Annotated in this window: 14 protein-coding genes; 4 read left to right on the top strand and 10 right to left on the bottom strand. The window is 55.2% G+C overall.

Annotated elements, in window-relative coordinates; genetic code table 11:
• Nucleotides 1–463 precede the first annotated feature (463 nt).
• Nucleotides 464–6,544, top strand: a complete 6,081-nt coding sequence (locus ACFO9Q_RS18980; protein ID WP_379185009.1) for a phosphodiester glycosidase family protein — start codon at nt 464–466, stop codon at nt 6,542–6,544.
• Between the two features lie 153 nt (nt 6,545–6,697).
• Here the strand turns inward: ACFO9Q_RS18980 and ACFO9Q_RS18975 are convergent, their stop codons facing one another.
• The 9 genes from ACFO9Q_RS18975 to ACFO9Q_RS18935 form a co-directional block, all read right to left on the bottom strand.
• The gene (locus tag ACFO9Q_RS18975) at nt 6,698–7,648 is read right to left on the bottom strand and encodes a hypothetical protein (protein WP_379185007.1); all 951 of its coding nucleotides are present in this window, start codon (nt 7,646–7,648) and stop codon (nt 6,698–6,700) included.
• Between the two features lie 22 nt (nt 7,649–7,670).
• A complete protein-coding gene (locus ACFO9Q_RS18970; RefSeq protein ID WP_379185005.1) occupies nt 7,671–9,896 on the bottom strand; it encodes a heavy metal translocating P-type ATPase in 2,226 nt (741 codons plus the stop codon).
• Nucleotides 9,897–10,017: 121 nt separating this feature from the next.
• Nucleotides 10,018–10,218: a copper ion binding protein gene (locus tag ACFO9Q_RS18965; protein ID WP_379185003.1), complete on the bottom strand. Its 201-nt coding sequence runs from the start codon at nt 10,216–10,218 to the stop codon at nt 10,018–10,020.
• A gap of 13 nt (nt 10,219–10,231) precedes the next feature.
• Nucleotides 10,232–10,597 (bottom strand): metal-sensitive transcriptional regulator, encoded by a 366-nt coding sequence (locus ACFO9Q_RS18960; RefSeq protein ID WP_379185001.1) that lies wholly within the window; start codon nt 10,595–10,597, stop codon nt 10,232–10,234.
• A gap of 110 nt (nt 10,598–10,707) precedes the next feature.
• Complete coding sequence (locus ACFO9Q_RS18955; protein ID WP_379184999.1) at nt 10,708–11,541, bottom strand: TIM barrel protein; 834 nt, start codon at nt 11,539–11,541, stop codon at nt 10,708–10,710.
• Between the two features lie 72 nt (nt 11,542–11,613).
• Nucleotides 11,614–12,480, bottom strand: coding sequence for a YitT family protein (locus ACFO9Q_RS18950; protein ID WP_379184997.1), 867 nt, complete (start codon nt 12,478–12,480; stop codon nt 11,614–11,616).
• Between the two features lie 223 nt (nt 12,481–12,703).
• On the bottom strand, nt 12,704–13,708 hold the full coding sequence (locus ACFO9Q_RS18945; RefSeq protein WP_379184995.1) for a phytanoyl-CoA dioxygenase family protein: 1,005 nt from the start codon (nt 13,706–13,708) through the stop codon (nt 12,704–12,706).
• Nucleotides 13,709–13,783: 75 nt separating this feature from the next.
• Complete coding sequence (locus ACFO9Q_RS18940; protein ID WP_379184993.1) at nt 13,784–14,695, bottom strand: helix-turn-helix domain-containing protein; 912 nt, start codon at nt 14,693–14,695, stop codon at nt 13,784–13,786.
• Complete coding sequence (locus ACFO9Q_RS18935) at nt 14,688–15,614, bottom strand: ArsR/SmtB family transcription factor (protein ID WP_379184991.1); 927 nt, start codon at nt 15,612–15,614, stop codon at nt 14,688–14,690. The genes ACFO9Q_RS18940 and ACFO9Q_RS18935 overlap by 8 nt, the downstream gene beginning before the upstream one ends.
• Before the next feature lie 225 nt (nt 15,615–15,839).
• Here ACFO9Q_RS18935 and ACFO9Q_RS18930 point away from each other — a divergent pair, with 225 nt between their 5' ends.
• Complete coding sequence (locus ACFO9Q_RS18930; protein ID WP_379184989.1) at nt 15,840–17,009, top strand: iron-containing alcohol dehydrogenase; 1,170 nt, start codon at nt 15,840–15,842, stop codon at nt 17,007–17,009.
• Between the two features lie 52 nt (nt 17,010–17,061).
• Complete coding sequence (locus ACFO9Q_RS18925; protein ID WP_379184987.1) at nt 17,062–17,886, top strand: aldo/keto reductase; 825 nt, start codon at nt 17,062–17,064, stop codon at nt 17,884–17,886.
• A gap of 380 nt (nt 17,887–18,266) precedes the next feature.
• Here the strand turns inward: ACFO9Q_RS18925 and ACFO9Q_RS18920 are convergent, their stop codons facing one another.
• Complete coding sequence (locus ACFO9Q_RS18920) at nt 18,267–20,537, bottom strand: FAD-dependent oxidoreductase (RefSeq protein WP_379184985.1); 2,271 nt, start codon at nt 20,535–20,537, stop codon at nt 18,267–18,269.
• Between the two features lie 163 nt (nt 20,538–20,700).
• On the opposite strand from ACFO9Q_RS18920, the gene ACFO9Q_RS18915 reads away from it, so the two are divergent.
• The gene (locus tag ACFO9Q_RS18915; protein ID WP_379184983.1) at nt 20,701–21,507 is read left to right on the top strand and encodes a helix-turn-helix domain-containing protein; all 807 of its coding nucleotides are present in this window, start codon (nt 20,701–20,703) and stop codon (nt 21,505–21,507) included.

Genomic DNA, 21,507 nt, shown 5'->3' with positions numbered 1-21,507 from the left:
AAAAGAAGAAAAGCTACGACTGATGTAAGATTGTATGGGTGGACTCCGGATTTAGGGGGCTGAGCCGCAAGCACCCTCGAGTGCGGTCATTCAGGTGCAAAAATGCACCTGAATCGCTTCAAGCTCACTCGGACGAGGTCATTCAGGTGCAAAAATGCACCTGAATCGCTTCAAACTCACTCGGACGAGGTCATTCAGGTGCAAAAATGCACCTAAATCGCTTCAAGCTCCCTCGGGTGACGCACCAAGCGACTCAACCATCGGCGCGGTGATTTAAGTGCAGAAATGCACCTTAATCGCGCCGAGCCTTTTCCCAATTCAACCTCAATTGTTACATACTGGGCTGCTTTGCAAGAAGTTCAAACTACGATGATACTCGACTAATATATCTCCTCTATATTAAGCGTTGGCCTAACTACTAGATTAATATAAGTGGCCAACATTGGAGGAGGAGTAGAAGAACATGTACAGACAGGCATCAAGATGGACCGCTCTCTGGTTCGCAGCACTGCTGCTGTGGGGCAGTGCCATGAACGGAAGCGGAACGACTCTCGCTGCAGCAAGCGCCGATCCGGCGCAGACTGTGGCATCCACTATGGCAGCAACATTCCCATGCACGAACTATACGGGCAGCAGCTTGTCCTATATCGTCAACAAGGACAACTACTGCATCGAGCTCGGCGGTATAGACCGAGCGGCAGCGAGCAAGGCAAGCATCTACACTTGGAAGACAGGCGCGACTGTCAATCCGAAGAATGCTTACGGAGTAGCGCTGTACATAGACAATGGCGTACTGGTGAAGTATGTAGACTTCAATGGCAAGGAATATACAACCCAGAACCCAGCCGGTGTCACGCTTCCGGATGGACCGAACTACGCAACGAAGGATCTGACGATTCCGGACAATGGTTATATCATCTATGTGCCGAATCCATCGCTTGATGAACAGAGCCGAGATCTTCGCAAGATCGTATTGGGGACCTTCCCTGGTGTGACCGAGAGCTTCGTCGCCCCTAATCTGCTTGGTGAACCGGTCAGCTTGTTCAATCTGCAAGTGGATCCTAAGCCGGACGAGCAGCCTACTACCCTTGTGGATGAGCGCATCTCCAATGGCATTGGATACATGGAGAAGGACATCCGATTCTTCGGTCGCAAAAACATTCGTCAGCGGCTGAACCAACTGACGGTAGATCTCGCCGATCCAGACACATCTGTCCTCATCTCGAAGGCATCTGATCGTGTCGTAGCCAAAGAAACGGTAGGCCGGCAGATCGAGCGCGAGACTGTGCGCGGCCGCCGAGTAGTAGCAGGTATGAATGCCGATATGTTCGGTGTCCAGACAGGAATCAACTACGGCCTTCAGGTGCAGGATGGGCATCTGCTCGTCAATCACACAACTCCCGCATCAGCCGATGTGTCGCCTGCCTTCTTCGTCGATTCAGCAGGCAAGCCTCACATCGACAAGCTGGCCATGAAGGGCACCCTGACAGCCGACACCGCATCGATGCCCATAGACAATCTCAACCGTAATGAGAATGTGAACAATCGCATCGTCCTCTATACGCCTTCCTTCTCCAAGACGGGCAAGGTGGCATTCGACGCTGCAGCGACCTATGCAGACACGTCGGCCTACGTAATCGTAACCGGCATCTCACAGCCTGAGAATCTAGCAGCCGGCAAGGCAATCACCGGCCAAGTCAGCCTCATCGGTGACAATGTCCGCGGCTTGGACATTCCTGCAGATGGCGTTGTCATCGCTGCGTTCGGAACCCAAGCAGCCTGGCTTCGCGCTAATACGGCCAAGGACCAGCCTATCTCCTACCAGTTCGACCTGTATCAGGGCGAAGGTGCAACCCCAGCCTTGAACAATGATATTGTACAAGCCGTCAGCTCCTATAGCTGGCTCGTGAAGGACGGCAAGGCGTTGACTTCGGCCGAGATGCTGGCCAAGGGCTATGCGGATACGCTTGTCAATACGGCTAATGCGAGATCAGCAATCGGTCTGACTGCGGACGGACGAATCATAGCCGTCACGGTTGATAAGGCGAGTGCACAGTTCAATGACAGCGATGGCGTCACGCTGCCGGACCTGGCAGCCTATATGTCCTCCCAAGGCGCAATCGCCGCTATTAACCTCGACGGCGGCGGTTCCACGGAGATGCTCGTCCGTCGAAGCGGCTCTGACCGCGCAGCAACGGTTAATCATCCTAGTGACGGAAGCTCGCGTGAAGTGACGAATTCGATTCTGTTCACGAGCGGCGCCCTCCCGGTCGCTGACGTCGGTACGGTCATCGTGGACAAGCCCATCTCCATCTTCAAGGGTTCGAGCTATACATTCGGGTACCGCGTCACGGATAAGAACGGCAATCCGTTCCAGCAGGGACTGAAGAAGGGCTCCTTCTCAACCGATAACGGAGTCATCGACGAGACAGGACATTACACAGCGCCGGATCAGGCAGGCACTGGCAGCGTCTCCGTCAAGGTGGACGACGTGACCGGCAACGCAGCCATCAGCATTGTCGACCATGTCGCTTCACTTGCTTATGTTCAACAAGGTGATATTATTTTACAACCTGGAGATGTACGCTCCTTCGCTCTGTCAGCGCTCGACGATGCCGGTAAGCCGGTCATTATGGATCCTTCGGCTGCTGACTGGAGTCTTGATCCTGCACTAGGAGAGGTGAATGATCAAGGCCAGGTTACGATTAAGGCATCCTCTGGAACAGGAACATTGTCTGTTACACTCGGAGGGAAGACGGCTGCGGCGACTATTATCGTCGGACTGAAGGAGAAGATGATCGACGACTTCGAGACGTTCGATCTATCAGGATACCATCTCGCCGGCTATATGTTCGGCAATGCTACACTATATGGCTCATCAACGAGCAGCAATCCTTCCAAGTCTACGCAGATCAAGCACGCTGGCGCGAATAGTCTGAAGGTGGACTACAATTCGGCTGCTTGGGCACGGACATTCAACGGTACCATTAATATCGTGCCGCATTGGTACTATGCGACCGGCGCTGCCGCTGGCAAGTGGACGAACGCTCTGGCAGACGAGATGTACAAGACGTATACGACGGAAGTTCGACCTAAGAAGTTCGCTATGTGGGTGTATGGCGATGGCAAGGCTCCTTGGCTTCGCTCGATCTTCAAGACCGGGGGTCAGAACAAGACGCTCGACATCGCACCGAAGGTTGACTGGGTAGGCTGGAAGTATGTGGAGGTGCCGATCCCGCAGGATTGGGCGCTGCCGATTACGCTGAACTACCTGTATGCGGTGGAAGTGGACAAGCTGATTCCGAACTACAGCGGTACCTTCTACCTCGACGACCTGAAGTACATCTACACCGACGAGCAGCAAGACTTCTCCGGTCCGGCATTCAGCGACACCTTGCCGGCGTCGGATAACGTATATACAGGCACCTTCAATGTGACAACGACGATTCGCGACGAGCAGTCCGGCTTGAAGCCAGGCTCCCTTGTTGTCAAGCTGAATAACCAAGATTACGACAAGTACACCTTCGACCCTGCGACCGGCAAGCTCAGCATTGCGCTTCGCGACCTTGCCGCTGGTGATTACCAATTGCTAGTCGAAGCAACGGACATGGCCGGCAACGTATCCGTGCCGAACATTGATCGCACCTTCCATGTAGACTTGTCGCCCGACACGCAAGCACCCGTGCTTAGCGATTGGACTCCAAGCGCTGATGTCACCGTGCGTACGCCAGTTCCACGTATTACGTTCCGTCTGCGCGACGCGAAGAGCGGCATGCAAGCTTCCGACATCTCCATGAAGCTAGATGGCAAGCCATTAACAGCAACCTATGATGCGGCAACAGGCTGGGGCTACGCCATGCCGGAAGCGCCGCTCACAGACGGACCGCATACGCTAGAGCTGAATGCTAAGGACCGAGCAGGCAACCTCCTGCAGCAGTCACAGTCCTTCACTCTGCAAGCCTTGCCGCAGCCGAGCAATCCGGATCAATTCAACATCTCGATTATCCCGGATACCCAAGGCAATGCGTTCACGGAGCAGATCTACAAGAAGGTCGCTGCCGAGAATACGGAGCTCGTGCTTCATGTCGGTGACATTACGGATACTGCAATGCAAGATGATTACGATGCAGGGCGGGGCTATGTCGACCGCTTCATCCAGAAGCCATTCTTCGTTATTCCTGGTAATCACGAGGCGTTCCGTAATACTCTGGATATTTTCTACAAGCTGTTCGGCATGCCAACGTTCCACTTCGACTTCGGCAACACGCTCATTATCGGGCTGAATTCGGCTTACGGGCAATCCATTGATGCTTCAGATTCCACTCAGTACGAGTATCTGCAGCGTCTGCTGGACGAGAACAAGCAGCGGAATGTCCTCATTCTTAACCATGTCATGACCAAGGACGACTTCGGGACGAAGCATGAGATGGCGCCTGCTGAAGCGGAGAAGTTCGAGCAGATCCTGAGCAAGTACAAGGCCAAGCATCCTGCTGTCGATGTGCAAGTGCTGTTCGGCCATCTGCACACGCTGCAGCAATGGAAGAAGGACGGCGTGACGTATACGATTACCGGCAACGCCGCTAATAAGGCCTATGTGAGCCATGACAATGGTGATATTCTAGGCTCCGGCATCTTGAAGGTAAGCTCCGCAGGGATGAACTATACCTATGCACCACTTGTCCGCAGCGTCTATGTGAGCAATTCCGGGCTGCAGCAGGGCAAGATGAATCTCGTACAAGGCGCAAGCGCGAAGCTGGACCTCTACGGCGACTTCAGCGTCTATCCGAGCAGCTATATTCAGAACATTAGCCAGTTCCCGCTAATCAACATGGAGTGGACATCTGACAACCCCGATGCAGTTACGGTTGATCAGACAGGGATGATTCGCGCGGTCAGCGCAGGCACCGCTCACATTACGGCGACATCAGGAGGCAAGTCGCATACGGTGACGATAGAGACCGTAGGACAAGAGACCGTGAAGCCGGTGAAGCTGCAGTTGAATGCAGCCGGCAAGATGGAGACCTACGCCTCCCAGCTGCCATCTCTCATCGCGACGGACGCCTTCGGCCGAACATACACCTTGAACACCGGGCATGTGCAGAAGTGGACGTTCAAGCACGGACTATTGATATGGAACGACAAGCTGGAGCGGCTAGAGTCATCTAACAAGACGGGTACGGAGGAACTTAGAGCCACGTACAACGGCCTGACCGCTGCTGCTACTGTAGAGGTGTATGCACCAGCAACATCAGGCCCAATCGGCGGCGGAACACCAACCCCACCTCCGGCACCTGACCGTCCTGTGCTAGATATTAAGTCGACGAGCAGCGCAGTGATTGCGACGCTGCAAGCAGAGATTGTGAAGGGCAGCAGCCCGACTAGCAGGACAACAGCGTCCATATCTGAAGAATGGTTCACGAAGGCGCTTGATGCCTTCAGCAAGGAACCAAGCAAGCAGGCAGCGATGAATATTGTCGCGGAAGACTCCGCTGTCGGTAAGCCTAGCGAGGTCCAGCTCGAGCTGCCAGCGAAGTCACTGGCAGAGCTGATCACTGCAGCCGGGAAGGCAGCCCAGCAGACCACTACCCCTGTCCTGACCGTGAAGACCGCGCTCGGGAAGGCCGCATTCAACCAGGATGCATTGCAAGCTCTCGCGAGTATGCAAGAGGGCCCGACGACAGTCTTAACGATGAAGCAGAAGCCTGCGGCTGCCGGGGAGCGGTCCGTGTATGAGCTCCTTGCAGCTAACGGCAAGGAACAGGTTGAAGACTTAGGGAAGGGCTGGGCAACGCTGAGCATCCCTTATACGCTGGCTCCTGGAGAGAATCCTCAAGCGGTTGTCGTCTATGCCGTTCAGGAAGGGCACGCTCCGAAGCTGGTCACGAATGGCAGCTATGACGTGAAGTCCGGCACGATTCAGTTCCGGGTGAACCGCCTGTCCGCCTTCGAGATTCAACATCGTTCCGTCGTATTCCAGGATGTGAAGAACAGCTATGCTCAGGATGACATCACCTATCTGGCTGCACGCCAGATCATTCAGGGCAACGGGGCTGGCCTCTTCTCACCGAAGTCATCTGTCACTCGAGCTGACTTCGCCATGATGCTCGCCAAGATGGCGGGCGCCAACTCTAACACAGCCTCGACTGGTGGCTCTGGCTCCATCTATCCGGATGTGAAGCCAACTGCCTACTATGTGGCAGCAGTGACTTGGGCTTCGAAGGCAGGTATCGTGACCGGTACAGGTGACGGACGCTTCTTGCCGGAGAATCCCATCACACGAGCTGAGATGGCTGTCATGATCACACGATTCGCCAAGGCTGTCTCGTTCAAGCTTCCTGTCATCGCTGACGCTGAAGCGTTCCTGGATGAAGCGAATATTCCTGCTTATGCGGAGGATGCTTCTACAGCACTGCAGCAAGCGGGAATTGTGACAGGCAAGCCCGTTCCGGGCAACCAGGGCGCAGCCTTCGCACCACACAGCTCGTCCCAGCGTCAGGAAGCAGCTGCCATGCTTGCTCGATTGCTGCGAATGATGGGTCAATAACCTTGAGCAACTCCTTAGTATAGAAAAAAAAACCAAAGACCAGCGTACCAGCGCTGGTCTTCTCTTATCCCCTCCCGACTGACCGTGCATCATAGACGATCGAGTCAGCAGGGGATTCTTCTATTGTTATGCTTCCCTTAGGCGCTTAGTCGCTTACTCCACCTTAACGGTGAACGGCACTACAAGCACCTCGCCGTTCCATTGGAATTGCCCCCAGATGCGATACAGCCCGCTGTTGGCCGGCCAAGTGGTGTGGAAGGCCGCCTCCGGCCCGCTCCCATCTGAGCTTATCGGGTGACTATGCAGATATTGCTCCGTATCCTCACTGACGACAACGACATGCCCTAACGCCCCCAAGTACGGTTCGAGCGTCGTAATAGGCTTCCCCGTCTCCTCATCCTCAAGGGTGAACATCATCTCAGCCTCATCACCCGCCTTCGTACTGCTCAGCGTAAGTCCAATCTTCGCTCCCTGCACAACCTTCGTCTGCTCGTAATCAGGCTGGAGCGAATGTGCGCCGTGATCATGCTGATGTTGCTCACCCCCGCCTACCTCCATCCAGCTTGACTTCGTAATCGGAGCTGCCGCGCCGGATGGAACGAAGTCCGCGAACAGCTTGTATCTCCCGCCCGACGGCAGGGTAGTATCGACGGTGAAGCGGCCCTCCCCCTCATACTCAGGGTGCACATGATCGAAGTACTGCAAGTCCTCGCTGACGATAATGAGATGCATCAGCTTCTCGTGATTCAACTCATACTTGTCTACAGGCATTCCCTCTGCATCCTCAATGGAGAGCTGGAGCGTTGCCTTCTCCTTCGCCTTGGGACTAGGGGGGACCGTCGTCCACACAGCCTGCAGTGACGAAGCCCATTCATCGTCAGCTGTCCCAGATCCACCCGACCCGCCAGCTATCCCCGACCCGCCTGATCCGTTCGACCTGCCAGCCTTCTCGTGCTGATGCTCCGCGCTGTCATGGTTACCGCTGTGCTCACCATGCTCTGTTCCGCCGACCGGCTTCGCTCCTGAACCTGCTCCGCCGCATGCTGCGCTCAGCAGCATCATCACTACGAGTGAAGCAGCTGCGGCAGCTCTATTATTGTTCATATACAATCCCTCCCTATCATCCTCAGTTACCTGCTCTCATTCTCTGCAGACGCAGCGCATTCAGCACGACTGATACGGAGCTGAGCGCCATCGCCGCTCCAGCCAGCCATGGAGCAAGCAAGCCTGCGGCGGCAATCGGTATGCCAACTACATTATAAGCCAGCGCCCAGAACAGATTCTGCTTAATGTTGCGCATCGTTGTACGGCTCATGCTTAGTGCGTCTGCAACGCTGTTCAGATCTCCTCGCATCAGGGTGACATCTGCGGCTTCCATCGCAATGTCCGTTCCGGTACCCATCGCCATCCCGATATCGGCTGCCGCCAGCGCAGGGGCATCATTCATACCATCGCCAACCATAGCCGTTCTTAGACCTGCCTCCTGCAGCTCCTTCACGACCTCGGCCTTGCCTTCCGGCAGCACCTCTGCCCGCACCTCTGTGATGCCTGCCTGTGCAGCAATGGCCTCAGCCGTTCGAGCGTTATCGCCGGTCAGCATCATGACCCGCAGACCGAGCGCATGCAGTCTGCGCACCGCTTCGGCCGACGAAGGCCTAACCGTATCCGCCACCGCAATCGTCGCTGCGTATCGTCCTTCCACCGCAACGAGCATAGCCGTCTTGCCCGCGAACTCCAGCTGCTCCATCTCCGCCAGCTTCGTATCAGGCACCCGAATGCCCTGCTGCTCCATCAGCCGCCGAGTACCCGCATGGATGGCCAAGCCCTCTACGACAGCTGTTATTCCATATCCCGGCATTGCTTGGAAGCTGCCCACGACCAATCCCTTGCCTGCACCTCTAGCAGACAATCCTTCCACGATAGCTTCCGCCAGCGGATGCTCAGAGAGACTCTCCGCAGCAGCTACCCACTCCATCACATCTGACTCCTTGAAGCTGTCCTCTACTATGAAGTCTGTCAGCTCAGGCTGCCCCTTCGTAATGGTGCCCGTCTTATCCAGCACGACCGCCTCCACGCGGTGAGCGGCTTCCAGATGCTCTCCTCCTCGGTAGAGAACTCCGAGCTCCGCCGCTCGTCCCGAGCCGGCCATGATTGACGTTGGCGTCGCGAGTCCCAAGGCGCATGGGCAAGCAATGACCAGCACAGCAATGGCCTTCTCAAGCGCCCCGCTCACATTGCCGGGATCAAGCACTAGCAGCCATAACAGGAACACAGCAACGGCCAGACCAATGACAATGGGAACGAATACTCCCGATATACGGTCCGCAATACGCTGAATCGGCGCCTTCGACGACTGTGCTTCCTCCACTACCTGAATGATTCGGGCAAGCGCCGTCTCCGCTCCCACCTTCGTCGCTCTCATTCGCAATATACCGTGGCGGTTAACCGTCGCTCCAGTGACAGCATCACCCACGCCCTTCTCCACAGGAAGGCTCTCTCCAGTCAACATCGACTCATCGACAGCGGAGCTCCCCTCCATCACCACACCGTCAACCGGTATGCGCTCACCTGGCTTCACGAGCAGCACTTGCCCCACAGCCACCTCTTCAATCGGCCGAGCTTCTTCCCGCCCGTCGTCATGAACGACGACAGCTGTCTTCGCCTGCAGCTTCATTAACGACTTGATCGCGTCGGAGGTTCTCCCCTTCGCCGCCGCTTCGAAGTACTTGCCTAACACGATTAACGTTATGAGGATCGCGCTCGTCTCGTAATAGAGCTCAGGCGCAGCATGGCCATGTCCGGCCATGTCCATCCACTGCAGCGACTGGTACAAGCTGTACCCATAGGCGGCAGAGGTGCCAAGGACGACCAGTACATCCATGTTCGCACTCCCGTTGCGCAGCGCCTTGTATGCACCCTTGTAGAACGGCCAGCCAATGATGAACTGAACAGGCGTTGCCAGACTAAGCTGGAACCACGCATTCATGAACAGCTCAGGCACATAGAGGAAGGACGTCCAGCTGAAGTGCCCGGCCATCGCCCATAGCAGAGGAAGCGACAGCAGCAGCGATACGACGAATCGCATCCATTGACTCCGAAGCTCCCGCTTCCGTCCGTCGCCTCCTGGCAGCACCGACTCCCGCAGAATGCCGTACCCAAGCGCCTCTACCTTCTCCTCAATCTGCCTGCGGCTGACGAGCGCTTCATCGTAAGTGACCGACGCTCTCTCCAGAGCGAGGTTCACATTCGCTTCCACCCCTTGAAGCCGATTCAGTCCCTTTTCAATTCGATTCGCACATGCGGCACAGGTCATCCCTGTAATCTGCAGTGTCGTTTGCTCTTGTGCTGCCATCGCTCCATCACCAACCTTATCCTCTTAATACCCACTGGGGGTATATTTTCATGAAAAAAAATGAACTCATCCAGCCCAAGCTATAAGGGCCGACCCCGGCCCGCAAGCTCGAAAGGCAGCCTTACCTCACATCGTACCCTTGGTCCTCGATCGCTTCCTTAATCTGCTCCAGCGACAGCTTCGCTTCATCATACTTCACCTTAACACTGCCGGCAGCCAGGCTCACGCTCGCCTCTGCGCCTAACCCGCTCACTGCCTTCTCCACTGAGCTTACACAATGACCACAAGTCATTCCTTCTACCTTCAACGTTACATCCGTCATCTTCGATCTCCTCCTACTTCATTAGCTTCTGAACGGTGGTGAGCAGCTCATCGACTACTTCATGTTCGCCAGCTTGAATTCTCTCTACAATACAGCTCTTCATGTGGCCCTCCAGCAGCAGCTTGCCTACGCCGTTAAGCGCAGATTGAGCCGCGGCGATCTGGTTCAGCACATCATCGCAGTACGTATCCTTATCAATCATCGCCTTCACTCCGCGAATCTGACCTTCAATCCGGTTCAACCGCGCGGTCAGCGTTGCCTTCATCTGATCGGAATGATGGCTCTTCCTCTCCCTGGGGGAAGATGGGCAATGATCTTGACTATGCTGCGCCGTATCTGCCGTAATGCTTGACTGCTCATTCATTCTTGAATCTCCCATTGCTATATACCTCCATGGGGTATAATAAGTACACACTCATTATTACATACCCCCATAGGGTATGTCAACAGTTTCAATCTCTATAATAATTGCTTTGCTAATGTACAGCCTTAGTACAGCGTTCGCTCAAGTTCCTTCGTATACTGGATGGCCATCTCCGTATACTTGTTCAGGAACATCTCTCCCCCGCCTGTCCTCATGACACCGAACGGATCTGCAGCAGCAGGGAGCAGCTCGAAGGTTAAGAAGCCGCTGTAATCGATATCCTTCAGCGCTTGGAGTACCGGCCGGAAGGCTAGATGGCCTGTGCCTGGCGCGGCGCGATTGCTGTCTGCCAAGTGGATGTGGAAGAGAGAGCTGCCGCACTTGCGGATTGCATCCGCTATATCCGCCTCCTCAAGGTTCATGTGGAACGTATCCCCCATGACGCCTACATTCGGAAGATCGACCTGACGCATCATGTCCAGGCATTGGTCTACCCTGTTCAGCATGTAGGTCTCGTACCGATTCCAAGCCTCGATGCACAGCTTCACACCGAGCGAGGCTGCATATTCTCCCCCCGCACGAATGCTCTCCGCCGCCAGCTTCCATTCCTCTCCTGCACTCGTGAACGGATGAATCCTCATGTTCGCTGCAGGTGCAACAATCATCACTGGAGCTCCCGTCTCTGCGGCCAGCTCGGCGACTCTCTTCACATATTCGACCCCTTGCTCACGCTTACTCGCTTCGGGATGAGACAGATCACGATCTTGATGGTAGATGGAGCAGATGGAGGATACCCCTATGCCGTATTCAGCCGTGAGCCTTCTCACCTCGGACACGTCATACTGGGCCGGCTCGCCCACCAGCTCCAGGGCATCGTATCCATAGCGAGCGACTCGCCTCACACTCTCTTCAATGGACTCTCCATGATAGACTAACGAATCATAACTATATTGGAACATGTGCGTCCCCTCCCCAGTGCTGTATGTATGGCTACATTATAGCTCGGGGAGTCTCTCATGACGAGACGTCTGTTAATGAATCGCCTTCTTCTCGAAGTTGCCTCCATGAACGTCCGCTACATTCTGCACAGCTATGAAGGCCGACTGATCGATCTCATGCACGACGCTCTTCAGCTTCGCCAGCTCCAGCCTCGTCACGACACAGTAGAGCATCTGCGTATCTTCCCGACTATACCCCCCACGGGCATAGATATAGGTCGTGCTCCGCCCGAGCCGTTCCATGATGGCCTCGGATATCTCCTCGTATTCACTCGATATAATCGTGACCGACTTCGATTCGTCCAGCCCCTGAACGACGATATCCATCACCTTGGAAGCGATATAGAAGGTGAAGATCGAGTACATGGCAGAGTCCCAGCCGAAGACGAAGCCCGCAATGATGAAGACGAATACGTTCAGGAACAGAATGATCTGACCTACGGATATTCGCGTTTTTTTGGATATGAGGATTGCTACGATCTCGAGACCATCCAGCGAGCCGCCATACCGCAGGACCAGTCCAATGCCGAAGCCAAGTATGACGCCGCCGAACAGGACGGCCAATATCTTCTCCTCCGTGAACGGATGCACATGATGCAGCAGCGCGGTCGTGACCGACATGACTACAATGCCGTACAAGGTGGAGAGGGCGAACGTCTTGCCGATCTGCTTGTACCCAATCATGAGGAAGGGCAGATTCAGCACGAAGATGAATATACCGAGCGCCACATTCGACAGCTCAGACGCTACGATGGACAGACCGGTAATTCCCCCGTCAATAACCTCGTTCGGGACGAGGAATATCTCCAGCGCTACCGCCATCGCCACCGCACCTAGAGGAATGAGCAGGACGCGTTGTACAATCTCAAGAGGGGACAGCTTCCGATGCTTCCTAGCCATAGATATTCTCTGCTCCTTCGATTCAATCAATTCCCATACTTACTTACAGTCTGTCCCACTTCTAGGCAAAAAAACAACCCTGCTCCGCTGAGCAGGGTTAATGCCTAACTATGGCGACAGGGGCAGGCGGTTAGGCCTGCTAATCTGCCTCCCAATTCGGACAGGGGCGGATAGGCCTATCAGTCTGATTCCAACTGCGGTCAAGCGGACTGGATGCTAGGCACTAGTCCTCCCCTTGCTGAACGACTGGCATCATCATGCCGTTGTCCATGCCCATCATGCGCACGCTGTCCGAGCGAGTGCTGGATGGATCAGCCAGCTGCACCTCCGTGCCGAAGGCAGGCTTCGCATAAGGAAGATGGGTTGCGCCGCGGGCGAGAATGTGGCGATAGTTCCCGGAATCGCCTTCGAATGGGCCATCATGATCCCAAGGCACCCATGAGCGGCCGTTCGCGTAATGGCATACATAGGAACGGCGGAAGCGATCCTCGGTACGGTTCGGATAGGAGCGATGGAACAGATGCGAATGGAAGAACAGCACATCCCCCGGCTTCATCGGCACGGAGATCGGCGGCGGATACTGAGCGACGATGCGGGATAACGTGTTCACTTCGTCGTCGATATGGCTCACATTCTCCACCGGCGACAGGTCGCCGAAGACGCCTTCCGCATGTGTGTGTCCGCCATGAGCATTGGAGGGCGGATAGATTGGCTCATGGTTGGAGCCTGGCACGACCCATAGACAGCCATTCTCTTCATCGGCCTCCTCCAGCGCCATCCATGCGCCAACAAGTGTATCCGGATGCGTCTTAATATAATAGGAATCCTGATGCCAGCCCTGGCCTCCCTTGCCCGGCGGATTGTAGAACAGCATCGACTGCAGCGCATAGACATCGGGTCCAATCAGCGCTTCACAGACGTCGAGCACTCGAGGGTGAAGGAGCGCCCATTCCGCCACCGCTTCCTTGCGCGAGAGCATGTGAACCCTTGTCTGGGCGGCGAACTCTTCCTTCAGCGGGTCGTTATTCGTGACGACCGTCTTCTTCTTCTCATCTTCCTTGCTCAGCCGCAGCTCCTCCGCCCATCCATAGAGCCGCTTGATGTCCTCGCTTGATAACAATCCTTCCACCCGCACGAAGCCATCCCGATGATAGTGCTTATACTGCTCCACACTGACGAGATACCGGTCTTCCCTTGTGTGGGCTTCAGGCCAATAATAATTCCCCATCGCTAATCCCTCCTGTTGGCTATTGCATACCTACATTGTGAGAGATTCCGCAACCGGTTACAATGGAGAGAACCCTTAATCTGGGGTGTCTACTTGATATCCTCCTAATTGGACGGAGCGATTAATCGGATACGGTGCCTCCAGTCCTTCAATCGTCGCCATATTGCGGTAGATTGGACTTGCATACCGCTGCCGATAGGAAGTGGCTGTCATCCCTCTAAGCTGCTTGAACATCTTCGAGAAGTGATGCTCGTCCCCGAAGCCGACCTCCCTGGCTATACGCTTCACTGTCCACTGCTCCGACAGGAGCAGCTGCTCTGCCCTTCGTATGCGGCGATCGAGCAGTGCAGCGCGAGGCGGCATGCCATATACTCTGCTGAACATCCGGCTGAAGTGCTCATGGGTCCATCCGGACCGCCCTGCTACCCATTCTATGGTCAGAGCAGGATCGTGCAGGTGCTGCTCCATATAGGCAAGAGCATGCTGGAGCGGCAGGTGAGCCGCCTCGGACGTCTCGTCTTGCTGACCTCTTGCTGCAGCGCCCCATTCCTCGATGAGCGCTAGCAGCAGCGCGGAGAGCCGCCCCCCCTCCCTCGGCCCATCTTGCCGATGAGCAATAATCAGCAGCTGATTATAGAGAGCGGGGATGAGACTATTGCTCCTAATGGGAGTTACGGGCGGCAGGTGAAGCAGATCCCCCAGCACATCCTCCATATGAGCGGCGGTCTTGAAGCCGAAGTGAACGAACAGATGTCTGGTCGGCTGATGGGTGTCGAACTGATAAGCATGCTTCTCCCCCGGCTTCGTCAGGACCATGCTCGGCGTCGGAATACGATACTCCTTCACCCCAAGCTGATAGACGGATTGTCTGGCTTCAGGGAAGTAGACCAGCTCGTAGTCGGGAATCTCACGCATTGGGATTGTGAATCCAGGCTTCACAATCACATCTCCCAAGTGATGAACCTGGGGCAGCTGAAGCTTATTCACAGCGAAGCGTCACCTCGATATCTTGGTCGTAGTTGCCGAAGCCGCGGCCGAATAGCGTAATGCCTCCGCAGTTCTTCGCCGTCTCGCTGCAGGCGATGCGCAGCATGATCTCTCGGTCGAACGCCAGCTGGAGCGAGTCCAGCGTGACGCCGGACACTTGGACTCCGTCGATGAAGGAGCCTTCGCTGTTCACGGTGATTGTTTTCATCAGACCATGCTTAATATTCTTGTACCACCACTCCGGGGTATAGACGCCTTGCGATCCACCGAAGCTGCCGGGGTAGGTCCATGAGCCAAGCGGAATTCCGTTCAGGGAGAAGACGATGTCGGATGGCAGATAATTGACCGTACACGGCGTCTCGGAGCAGATCTCCATAGAGATCTCCAGTGATTCAGGCTTCTGATTATATACCATGTAATTGGGAATCCTGTACTCGACGTAGCCGGATCCGAACCACAGCACCTTAGCCCCTACATGCTCCGGATCGGCAAAATACCTCGGATCATCGCACATGCCGATCATCCTGGACTGGGAAGCAAGCCCGCAGGTCGGCTTGATGCTATAGCTGGAGTAGTGGCCGACTGGGATGGATACCTGATAGCGTGATGGGCTCTCCATCAGGGATTCGTCTGGCTTCGGGCTGTCTGCGGATCCGAATTGAAGCTTCGCCTCCCTCAGCTGAAGGCAGCACAGCTTCTGCATGCCCCGCTTGCCTGGAACGGATTCCGAGCGGATGATGCCTGCCTCCTCCAGCTGCTGGATATGGCGCGTCACAATCGGCGACTTAATATCGAGCGCCTCGGAGAGCGACTTGATGTTCATGGACTGCTTGCTTAGAAGCTCAATGATTCTCACTCTGGTCGGAGAGGACAAGCATTCGAGGAACTTCATATTGTGACTGCTCACTTGTATGTTCATGGCGTTGTGAGCCTCCTATGTCTATAATGGCTCTCATTATATAACTAATAAGTTAATCAATCAATGGCAGCTGTGTCGCGCTTGACTAGCGGCTATCAACTTGACATCGCGGAGTCCATTGTCTAGACTATATGACGTATCCTTTACTTGTGAAGGAGTTCACCATGATTAGATTACCCGCTAAGTTAACCATTCTATATCGCTAACAGGAGAGTGAACGATAAGATGCAAGCATTCCAATTCCGCAACCCTACGCACATTGTATTCGGGGAAGGCAAGGCTAGTCAGGCTGGCGAGCTGGTGAAGCAATATGGAGGGAAGACCGTTCTGCTCGTGTATGGATCAGGCAGCGTGAAGAAGTCCGGACTATACGACTCTGTCGTGAAGCAACTTGGAGAGATTGGCGCAAGCGTGCATGAGCTGCCCGGGATCGAGCCGAACCCTCGTCTAACGACCGTCAACCGTGGGATCGACATCTGCCGGACGAACGGCGTTGACTTCATCCTGGCAATCGGCGGCGGCAGCGTCATCGATGCAGCCAAGGCGGTTGCAGCAGGCGTACCTTATGAAGGGGATGTGTGGGACTTCTGCACAGGGAAGGCCGTCATTCAAGATGCGCTTCCTCTTGGAACGATCTTGACCCTTGCAGCTACAGGCTCGGAGATGAATGGCAACTCCGTCATTACGAACTGGGAGCAGAACTTGAAGCGCAGCTTCGGCAGTCCGCATACTTATCCGGTCTTCTCCATACTGGATCCGACTCTAACGTACTCCGTTCCTGCGAATCAGACGGTCTACGGCTCGGTCGATATTATGTCGCATGTGTTCGAGCAGTACTTCTCCCTGACGGAGAATACACCGCTTCAGGAGCGGTTCTGTGAATCAATTCTGCAGACTGTGGTTGAAAATGTAGAGCCAGCGCTTGCTAATCCTAGCGATGCCGCAGCTCGTTCGAACTTGATGTGGTCCGGTACGATGGCGTTGAACGGCGGACTAATCTCTGTCGGGATGGCCAATGATTGGGCTTCCCATATGATTGAGCATGAAGTAAGTGCGGTGTATGATATTCCGCATGGCGCTGGTTTGGCGATTATTTTCCCCAACTGGATGAAGTACGTGTACCAGGAGCGGATCGATCGCTTCGTGCAGTATGCGGTTCGGGTATGGGGCGTTGATCCGACAGGCAAGTCGGATGATGAGATTGCACTCGCTGGTATTCAGGCGACGAGAGACTTCTTCAACCGGATTGGTGCACCGTCGAGTCTAGCTTATTATGAGATTGGCGAGGACAAGCTGGACCGGATGGCGGAGGAGGCGGTTCGCTACGGGGTAATTGGTTCGTTCAAGCGCTTGGACAAGGCGGATGTGCGGGCTATCTTGCAGCTGTCTCTGTAGAGTGAGAATGAGCTTGAGATAAGAATAGATTAGAATTGAGGAGGAACCCCAGATGACGAATGCGATTACGGAACATACCGTATTGAATAATGGCGTGAAGATGCCTTGGCTTGGCCTAGGCGTATGGCAAGTTGGTGATGAGGAAGCGGCGGAGGCGGTTGCTGCAGCGATTGGTGCGGGTTACCGCAGTATTGATACCGCTGCTGTCTATGGCAATGAGGCGGGTGTAGGTGAAGGGATCCGGAAGAGCGGCATCGCTCGTGACGAGCTGTTCATCACGACGAAGATCTGGAATGCGGACCAAGGCTATGACTCTGCGCTGGCTGCCTTCGAGGAGAGCCGCCGGAAGCTTGGCGTTGAGGTCGTTGACCTGCTGCTCATCCACTGGCCGGTGAAGGGCAAGTACAAGGAGACCTGGCGTGCGCTTGAGAAGCTGTACCGCGACGGTGCGGTTCGCGCGATCGGCGTCAGCAACTTCCAGGTACATCATCTGCAGGATCTGATGGCGGACAGCGAGGTCGTGCCGGTAATCAACCAAGTGGAGTACCATCCGCTGCTGACGCAGAAGGAGCTGCAGAGCTTCTGCCGCGATAAGGGCATTCAGCTCGAGGCGTGGAGCCCGCTCATGCAGGGCAATCTCGACAACGAGACGCTGGCCGAGATCGGCCGCAAGTACGGCAAGTCGCCGGCTCAGATCATCCTTCGCTGGGATATTCAGAACGAAGTCGTGACCATTCCGAAGACCGTGAACCCTACCCGCATGGTGGAGAACGGCTCCGTGTTCGACTTCTCTCTCACTGCGGAGGAAGTGGACGCGATCAGCGCGCTGAACCAGAACAAGCGGTTCGGCCCGGATCCGGATAACTTTAATTTCTAATACAGCGCTAGCACCCCTTTTGGGGGATTGAGCACCGGAGTGATTCGGTGCTTTTTTGATATGGCTGGAATGGGATGCGCTGCGTTGCAGGCGCTTCGCGGACCGTCGCGTCCGCGCTAGTGTTGGATTCCAACACTGCAGCCTGCGCTTCCCGCGGCTGCTCTAGTACTAGAATACAAAACACTGCAGTTCCTCCTAGCCCCTCCATCTGACTACGACTCAGAGAGACTGCGGCTGAATCGGAATCATTCGCATCACGCAAAAAGCTGGCGGAGCCGGTGCTGCAATGCACCTGCTCTGCCAGCTCTTCTACGCCAGTTCCCACATTTATATAGACAGCGGCACCCTGAACAATCACTGCTATGTCCGATGACCCGCTGTCAGTACACGCGAACCTCAATGACCTCTGCGCACGCACTGCCGTTCGTGCTCTCGGCAACGATACGCAGCTTGGCTGCAGTGACTGGAGCTGCCAGCTTGTGAACTCGCTTGCGCTTCCGATTCTCTTCCTCGCGATGCAGCAGCTGCCACTGCCCCGGTGCGGTCTCCGCCTCCAGTCGATAGCTTCTAAGCACTTCAGGCATGACCTCATAAGGGGTGCGATGGTGGTGAAGGTTGATTAAGTCTTCGTTCACATCATCGTTCAGCGTCAGGTGAATCTCACGAATGGTGACAGGACTTGCCGTAGGCCATCTGAGCTCCAGCGACTCTTCACGGCCCTCGGTCATCGGCTCGGATACCCACAGATGAGGCGCCCCGTAAGGCCGAACATATCCGTTAATAACCTGCTCCGCTTGGTAGATGTCCGTCTCTGGGAAGGCACGGAAGCAGAATGGCTTGCGCACGAGTCCCCGCATGCTCCACTGGATCACCGGCTGCTTGATGTCATGGTCCTCTAGGGCAGAGGATACCTTGGGCTCATCCATCTTATGGAACGAGAGGACACCCGTCAGAGGCTGCTCGGAGGTGTAGAGGGCTAACGAGTCATTCGCTCTCACAATAACGAATGCATTCATGCCGCTCTCAGCAGAGGCTGCCGGCTTCCAGTTCAGCGGCACGGGCACCCACTGACGCCTGCCAGCAGCTACCTTAGCCGAGCTCTTCACTTCCAGCCGATGAGGAATATAATTCTCCGCTCGTCCGGTACTCCACAGCTCGACTTCCAGCACGGTATCCGCTGCTGCATCAACAAGCAGTTCCAGCTGCTCCAGCTCGGGCGAGATCGGGATAAGCAGCCCGACATCATGACTTAGCGGATAAGCATTCGCAGCTGTCTCTACGGCTAGCTTGCGAAGCGTACTGGACGCACTCACGGCTGCTCGGCGGGCTTCATCCCGCTCATCCCTGTTCCGCAGGCTGACGATAGACGCGTCTTGACGAAGCAGCGTCTGCTGCAGCTCCTCAAGATACTCCTGATAGATGACTCTAGGAGTCACTCCAAGCTTCGCAGCCAGTGCAGCACCTGTGCCGGCTGCCTCTCCAATGACGGCGCAGGTCGCCATGACCCTGGTCGTACCGAAGGCCACATGCGTGGCGCTAATATTCCGTCCAGCGAAGAGCAGATTAGAGACGTTAACCGAATACAAGGACCGGAACGGAATCTGATAGACCCCATCAGAATGAAGGTGCTTGGAGCCGCTCTCTGTCGCATAGACCCCTTGAGGCGGATGAAGATCGATGGACCAGCCTCCGAACGCAACTTGGTCCTCGAATTCCTGCTGAGCAAGAATGTCGTTCTGATTCAATACATAATCCCCAACGAACCTGCGATATTCCCGCTTGCCTGGAACTGAGCCGACCCACTCCAGCGTCATCGTCTCCGAGTCAGGGAATTGCCCGGAATTCTTAATATAATCCCAGATTCCGTAGATGACCGCCCACAGCTCATCCCGAATCCGTTCATTATCATGGACGGTATCATGCTCTCCGCCCCATTCAATCCACCAGTAGGCACAGCCATTGTCTCCGCTTCGGATAACACGCTTGAGCGGAATAGATGTCTCGGCAAGGTTGATGGCGAAGCTCGGCGGCTTGAAGCTGACCTTCTCCCCCGTGTCCTTCGTGTAGAACAGCAAGGTACTCCCTAGTGTGATATCATCTGCCTCAGCCGGAGCCCAGCTCTCGTTATATTCATGCTGCGCTTCACGGCCTAACCGATACTTTGCGCCAGCCAGGAACCCGACAAGCCCGTCGCCGGTACAGTCCAGATATACCTTGCTCACGAAGGTGATTCGGCGTTCTGATCCCATCATCCACCCCGTCACCGTGTGAATCTGACGGTTATCCTCATCTCCATACGCCTCAACCTCATGTACATCCGTATTCAGGTACAGCTGAATGTTAGGTTCGGCCTTCACGGCTTCCAGGACAGTCAAGTCCCATAGATAAGGATTGCCTTCGGGGTTGCGGTATTGATTCTCCGTGAACAACTCGCCCATAATACCTGTCTCGCGGGCATAGCGATTCACGCCATGTCCAGTTGCCCCGCATACCCAGACTCGAACCTCACTGGAGGCATTGCCCCCAAGTACCGGACGATTCTGCACCAAGGCAACCTTCTGCCCTAGTCTGGCCGCGGCAATGGCCGCACACACGCCTGCAAGACCGCCGCCAACGACGGTAACATCTGTCAATACCCGTTCTTCTCTCATCCCTGCACCTCCGGTATATCCCTTATTTCACTACAAATCCATGATAGCGTTAACATAATCCTTGATGAAATCTATTCTATATCATATATTTAAGGAACTTAATACACGGAATTATCAGATTGCATATCCATAATTTCATATAGAGAGATGGAGGCGGCTAGAGATGGAAGGGAACCCTACGTTCGTCCAGACCGCGTTATCTCACGTGTTCTGGAGGAAGAAGGAACAATTTGAATTGGCTGTGGATACGTATGACCATTGGGTCCTGTTCGCCGTGACGGAAGGCAGCTTCCGCTATGAGATAGAGGACAAGAGCGGTGAGGCAGCCTATGGCGACCTGGTGTTTTGTCCTCCTGGGGCTGCTTTTCACAGGGAAGTGCTGCAGACTGTGTCCTTCCACTTCTACAGCTTCGAGTGGGTGCCAGACAACGGAGCAGCATGCGACAGGTTGACTCATAAGTCCAGACCGGTCGGTGCTATTACGCTCTATGACCGCAGCCGCCTCTCTTCTACCTATTACTATCTGCAGCAGCTTAGCCGATTGGACGAGGAGAGGAGACTCCTATCTATCCAGGCTCTATTCCGAGACATATGGCACCAATTCTGCATGCAGACGATGCTCGTGCTGACCGAGCAGCAGCATCCGCTGGATGCAGAGATGAGAGAGGCTGCATTGTGGATGGAGCAGCATGCGTTCACCCCGCTTCGGCTTAGAGAATTCGCAGAATCACGAAGAATAAGCGCTGTCCAATTCACTCGCCGCTTCCAGCAAGCTTGGGGACAGACGCCTATGGACTACTTGACGGGGCTTCGGATAGAGAGAGCCAAGATGCTGCTGCTCGAGACCCTCCTCCCGCTCGACGATATCGCGCAGCAATGCGGATACGAGAACGGGTTTTACTTGAGCCGTGTATTCACGAAGAAGATGAAGGTCGCTCCTTCCGTATTCAGGCGGGTGAACCGGTTATAA

Origin of the sequence: Paenibacillus sp. GCM10023252, from assembly GCF_042653305.1 — a bacterium.
Taxonomy (GTDB): Bacteria; Bacillota; Bacilli; order Paenibacillales; family Paenibacillaceae; genus Pristimantibacillus.
Note: the sequence above shows the minus strand (reverse complement) of the source record. Positions and strands in the feature narration are given on the sequence as shown.

Coding starts and splice junctions, on each gene's coding strand:
- ACFO9Q_RS18980 (WP_379185009.1), top strand. CDS start 464: ATGTACAGACAGGCATCAAGATGGACCGCTCTCTGGTTCGCAGCACTG.
- ACFO9Q_RS18975 (WP_379185007.1), bottom strand. CDS start 7,648: ATGAACAATAATAGAGCTGCCGCAGCTGCTTCACTCGTAGTGATGATG.
- ACFO9Q_RS18970 (WP_379185005.1), bottom strand. CDS start 9,896: ATGGCAGCACAAGAGCAAACGACACTGCAGATTACAGGGATGACCTGT.
- ACFO9Q_RS18965 (WP_379185003.1), bottom strand. CDS start 10,218: ATGACGGATGTAACGTTGAAGGTAGAAGGAATGACTTGTGGTCATTGT.
- ACFO9Q_RS18960 (WP_379185001.1), bottom strand. CDS start 10,597: ATGGGAGATTCAAGAATGAATGAGCAGTCAAGCATTACGGCAGATACG.
- ACFO9Q_RS18955 (WP_379184999.1), bottom strand. CDS start 11,541: ATGTTCCAATATAGTTATGATTCGTTAGTCTATCATGGAGAGTCCATT.
- ACFO9Q_RS18950 (WP_379184997.1), bottom strand. CDS start 12,480: ATGGCTAGGAAGCATCGGAAGCTGTCCCCTCTTGAGATTGTACAACGC.
- ACFO9Q_RS18945 (WP_379184995.1), bottom strand. CDS start 13,708: ATGGGGAATTATTATTGGCCTGAAGCCCACACAAGGGAAGACCGGTAT.
- ACFO9Q_RS18935 (WP_379184991.1), bottom strand. CDS start 15,614: ATGAACATACAAGTGAGCAGTCACAATATGAAGTTCCTCGAATGCTTG.
- ACFO9Q_RS18930 (WP_379184989.1), top strand. CDS start 15,840: ATGCAAGCATTCCAATTCCGCAACCCTACGCACATTGTATTCGGGGAA.
- ACFO9Q_RS18925 (WP_379184987.1), top strand. CDS start 17,062: ATGACGAATGCGATTACGGAACATACCGTATTGAATAATGGCGTGAAG.
- ACFO9Q_RS18920 (WP_379184985.1), bottom strand. CDS start 20,537: ATGAGAGAAGAACGGGTATTGACAGATGTTACCGTCGTTGGCGGCGGT.
- ACFO9Q_RS18915 (WP_379184983.1), top strand. CDS start 20,701: ATGGAAGGGAACCCTACGTTCGTCCAGACCGCGTTATCTCACGTGTTC.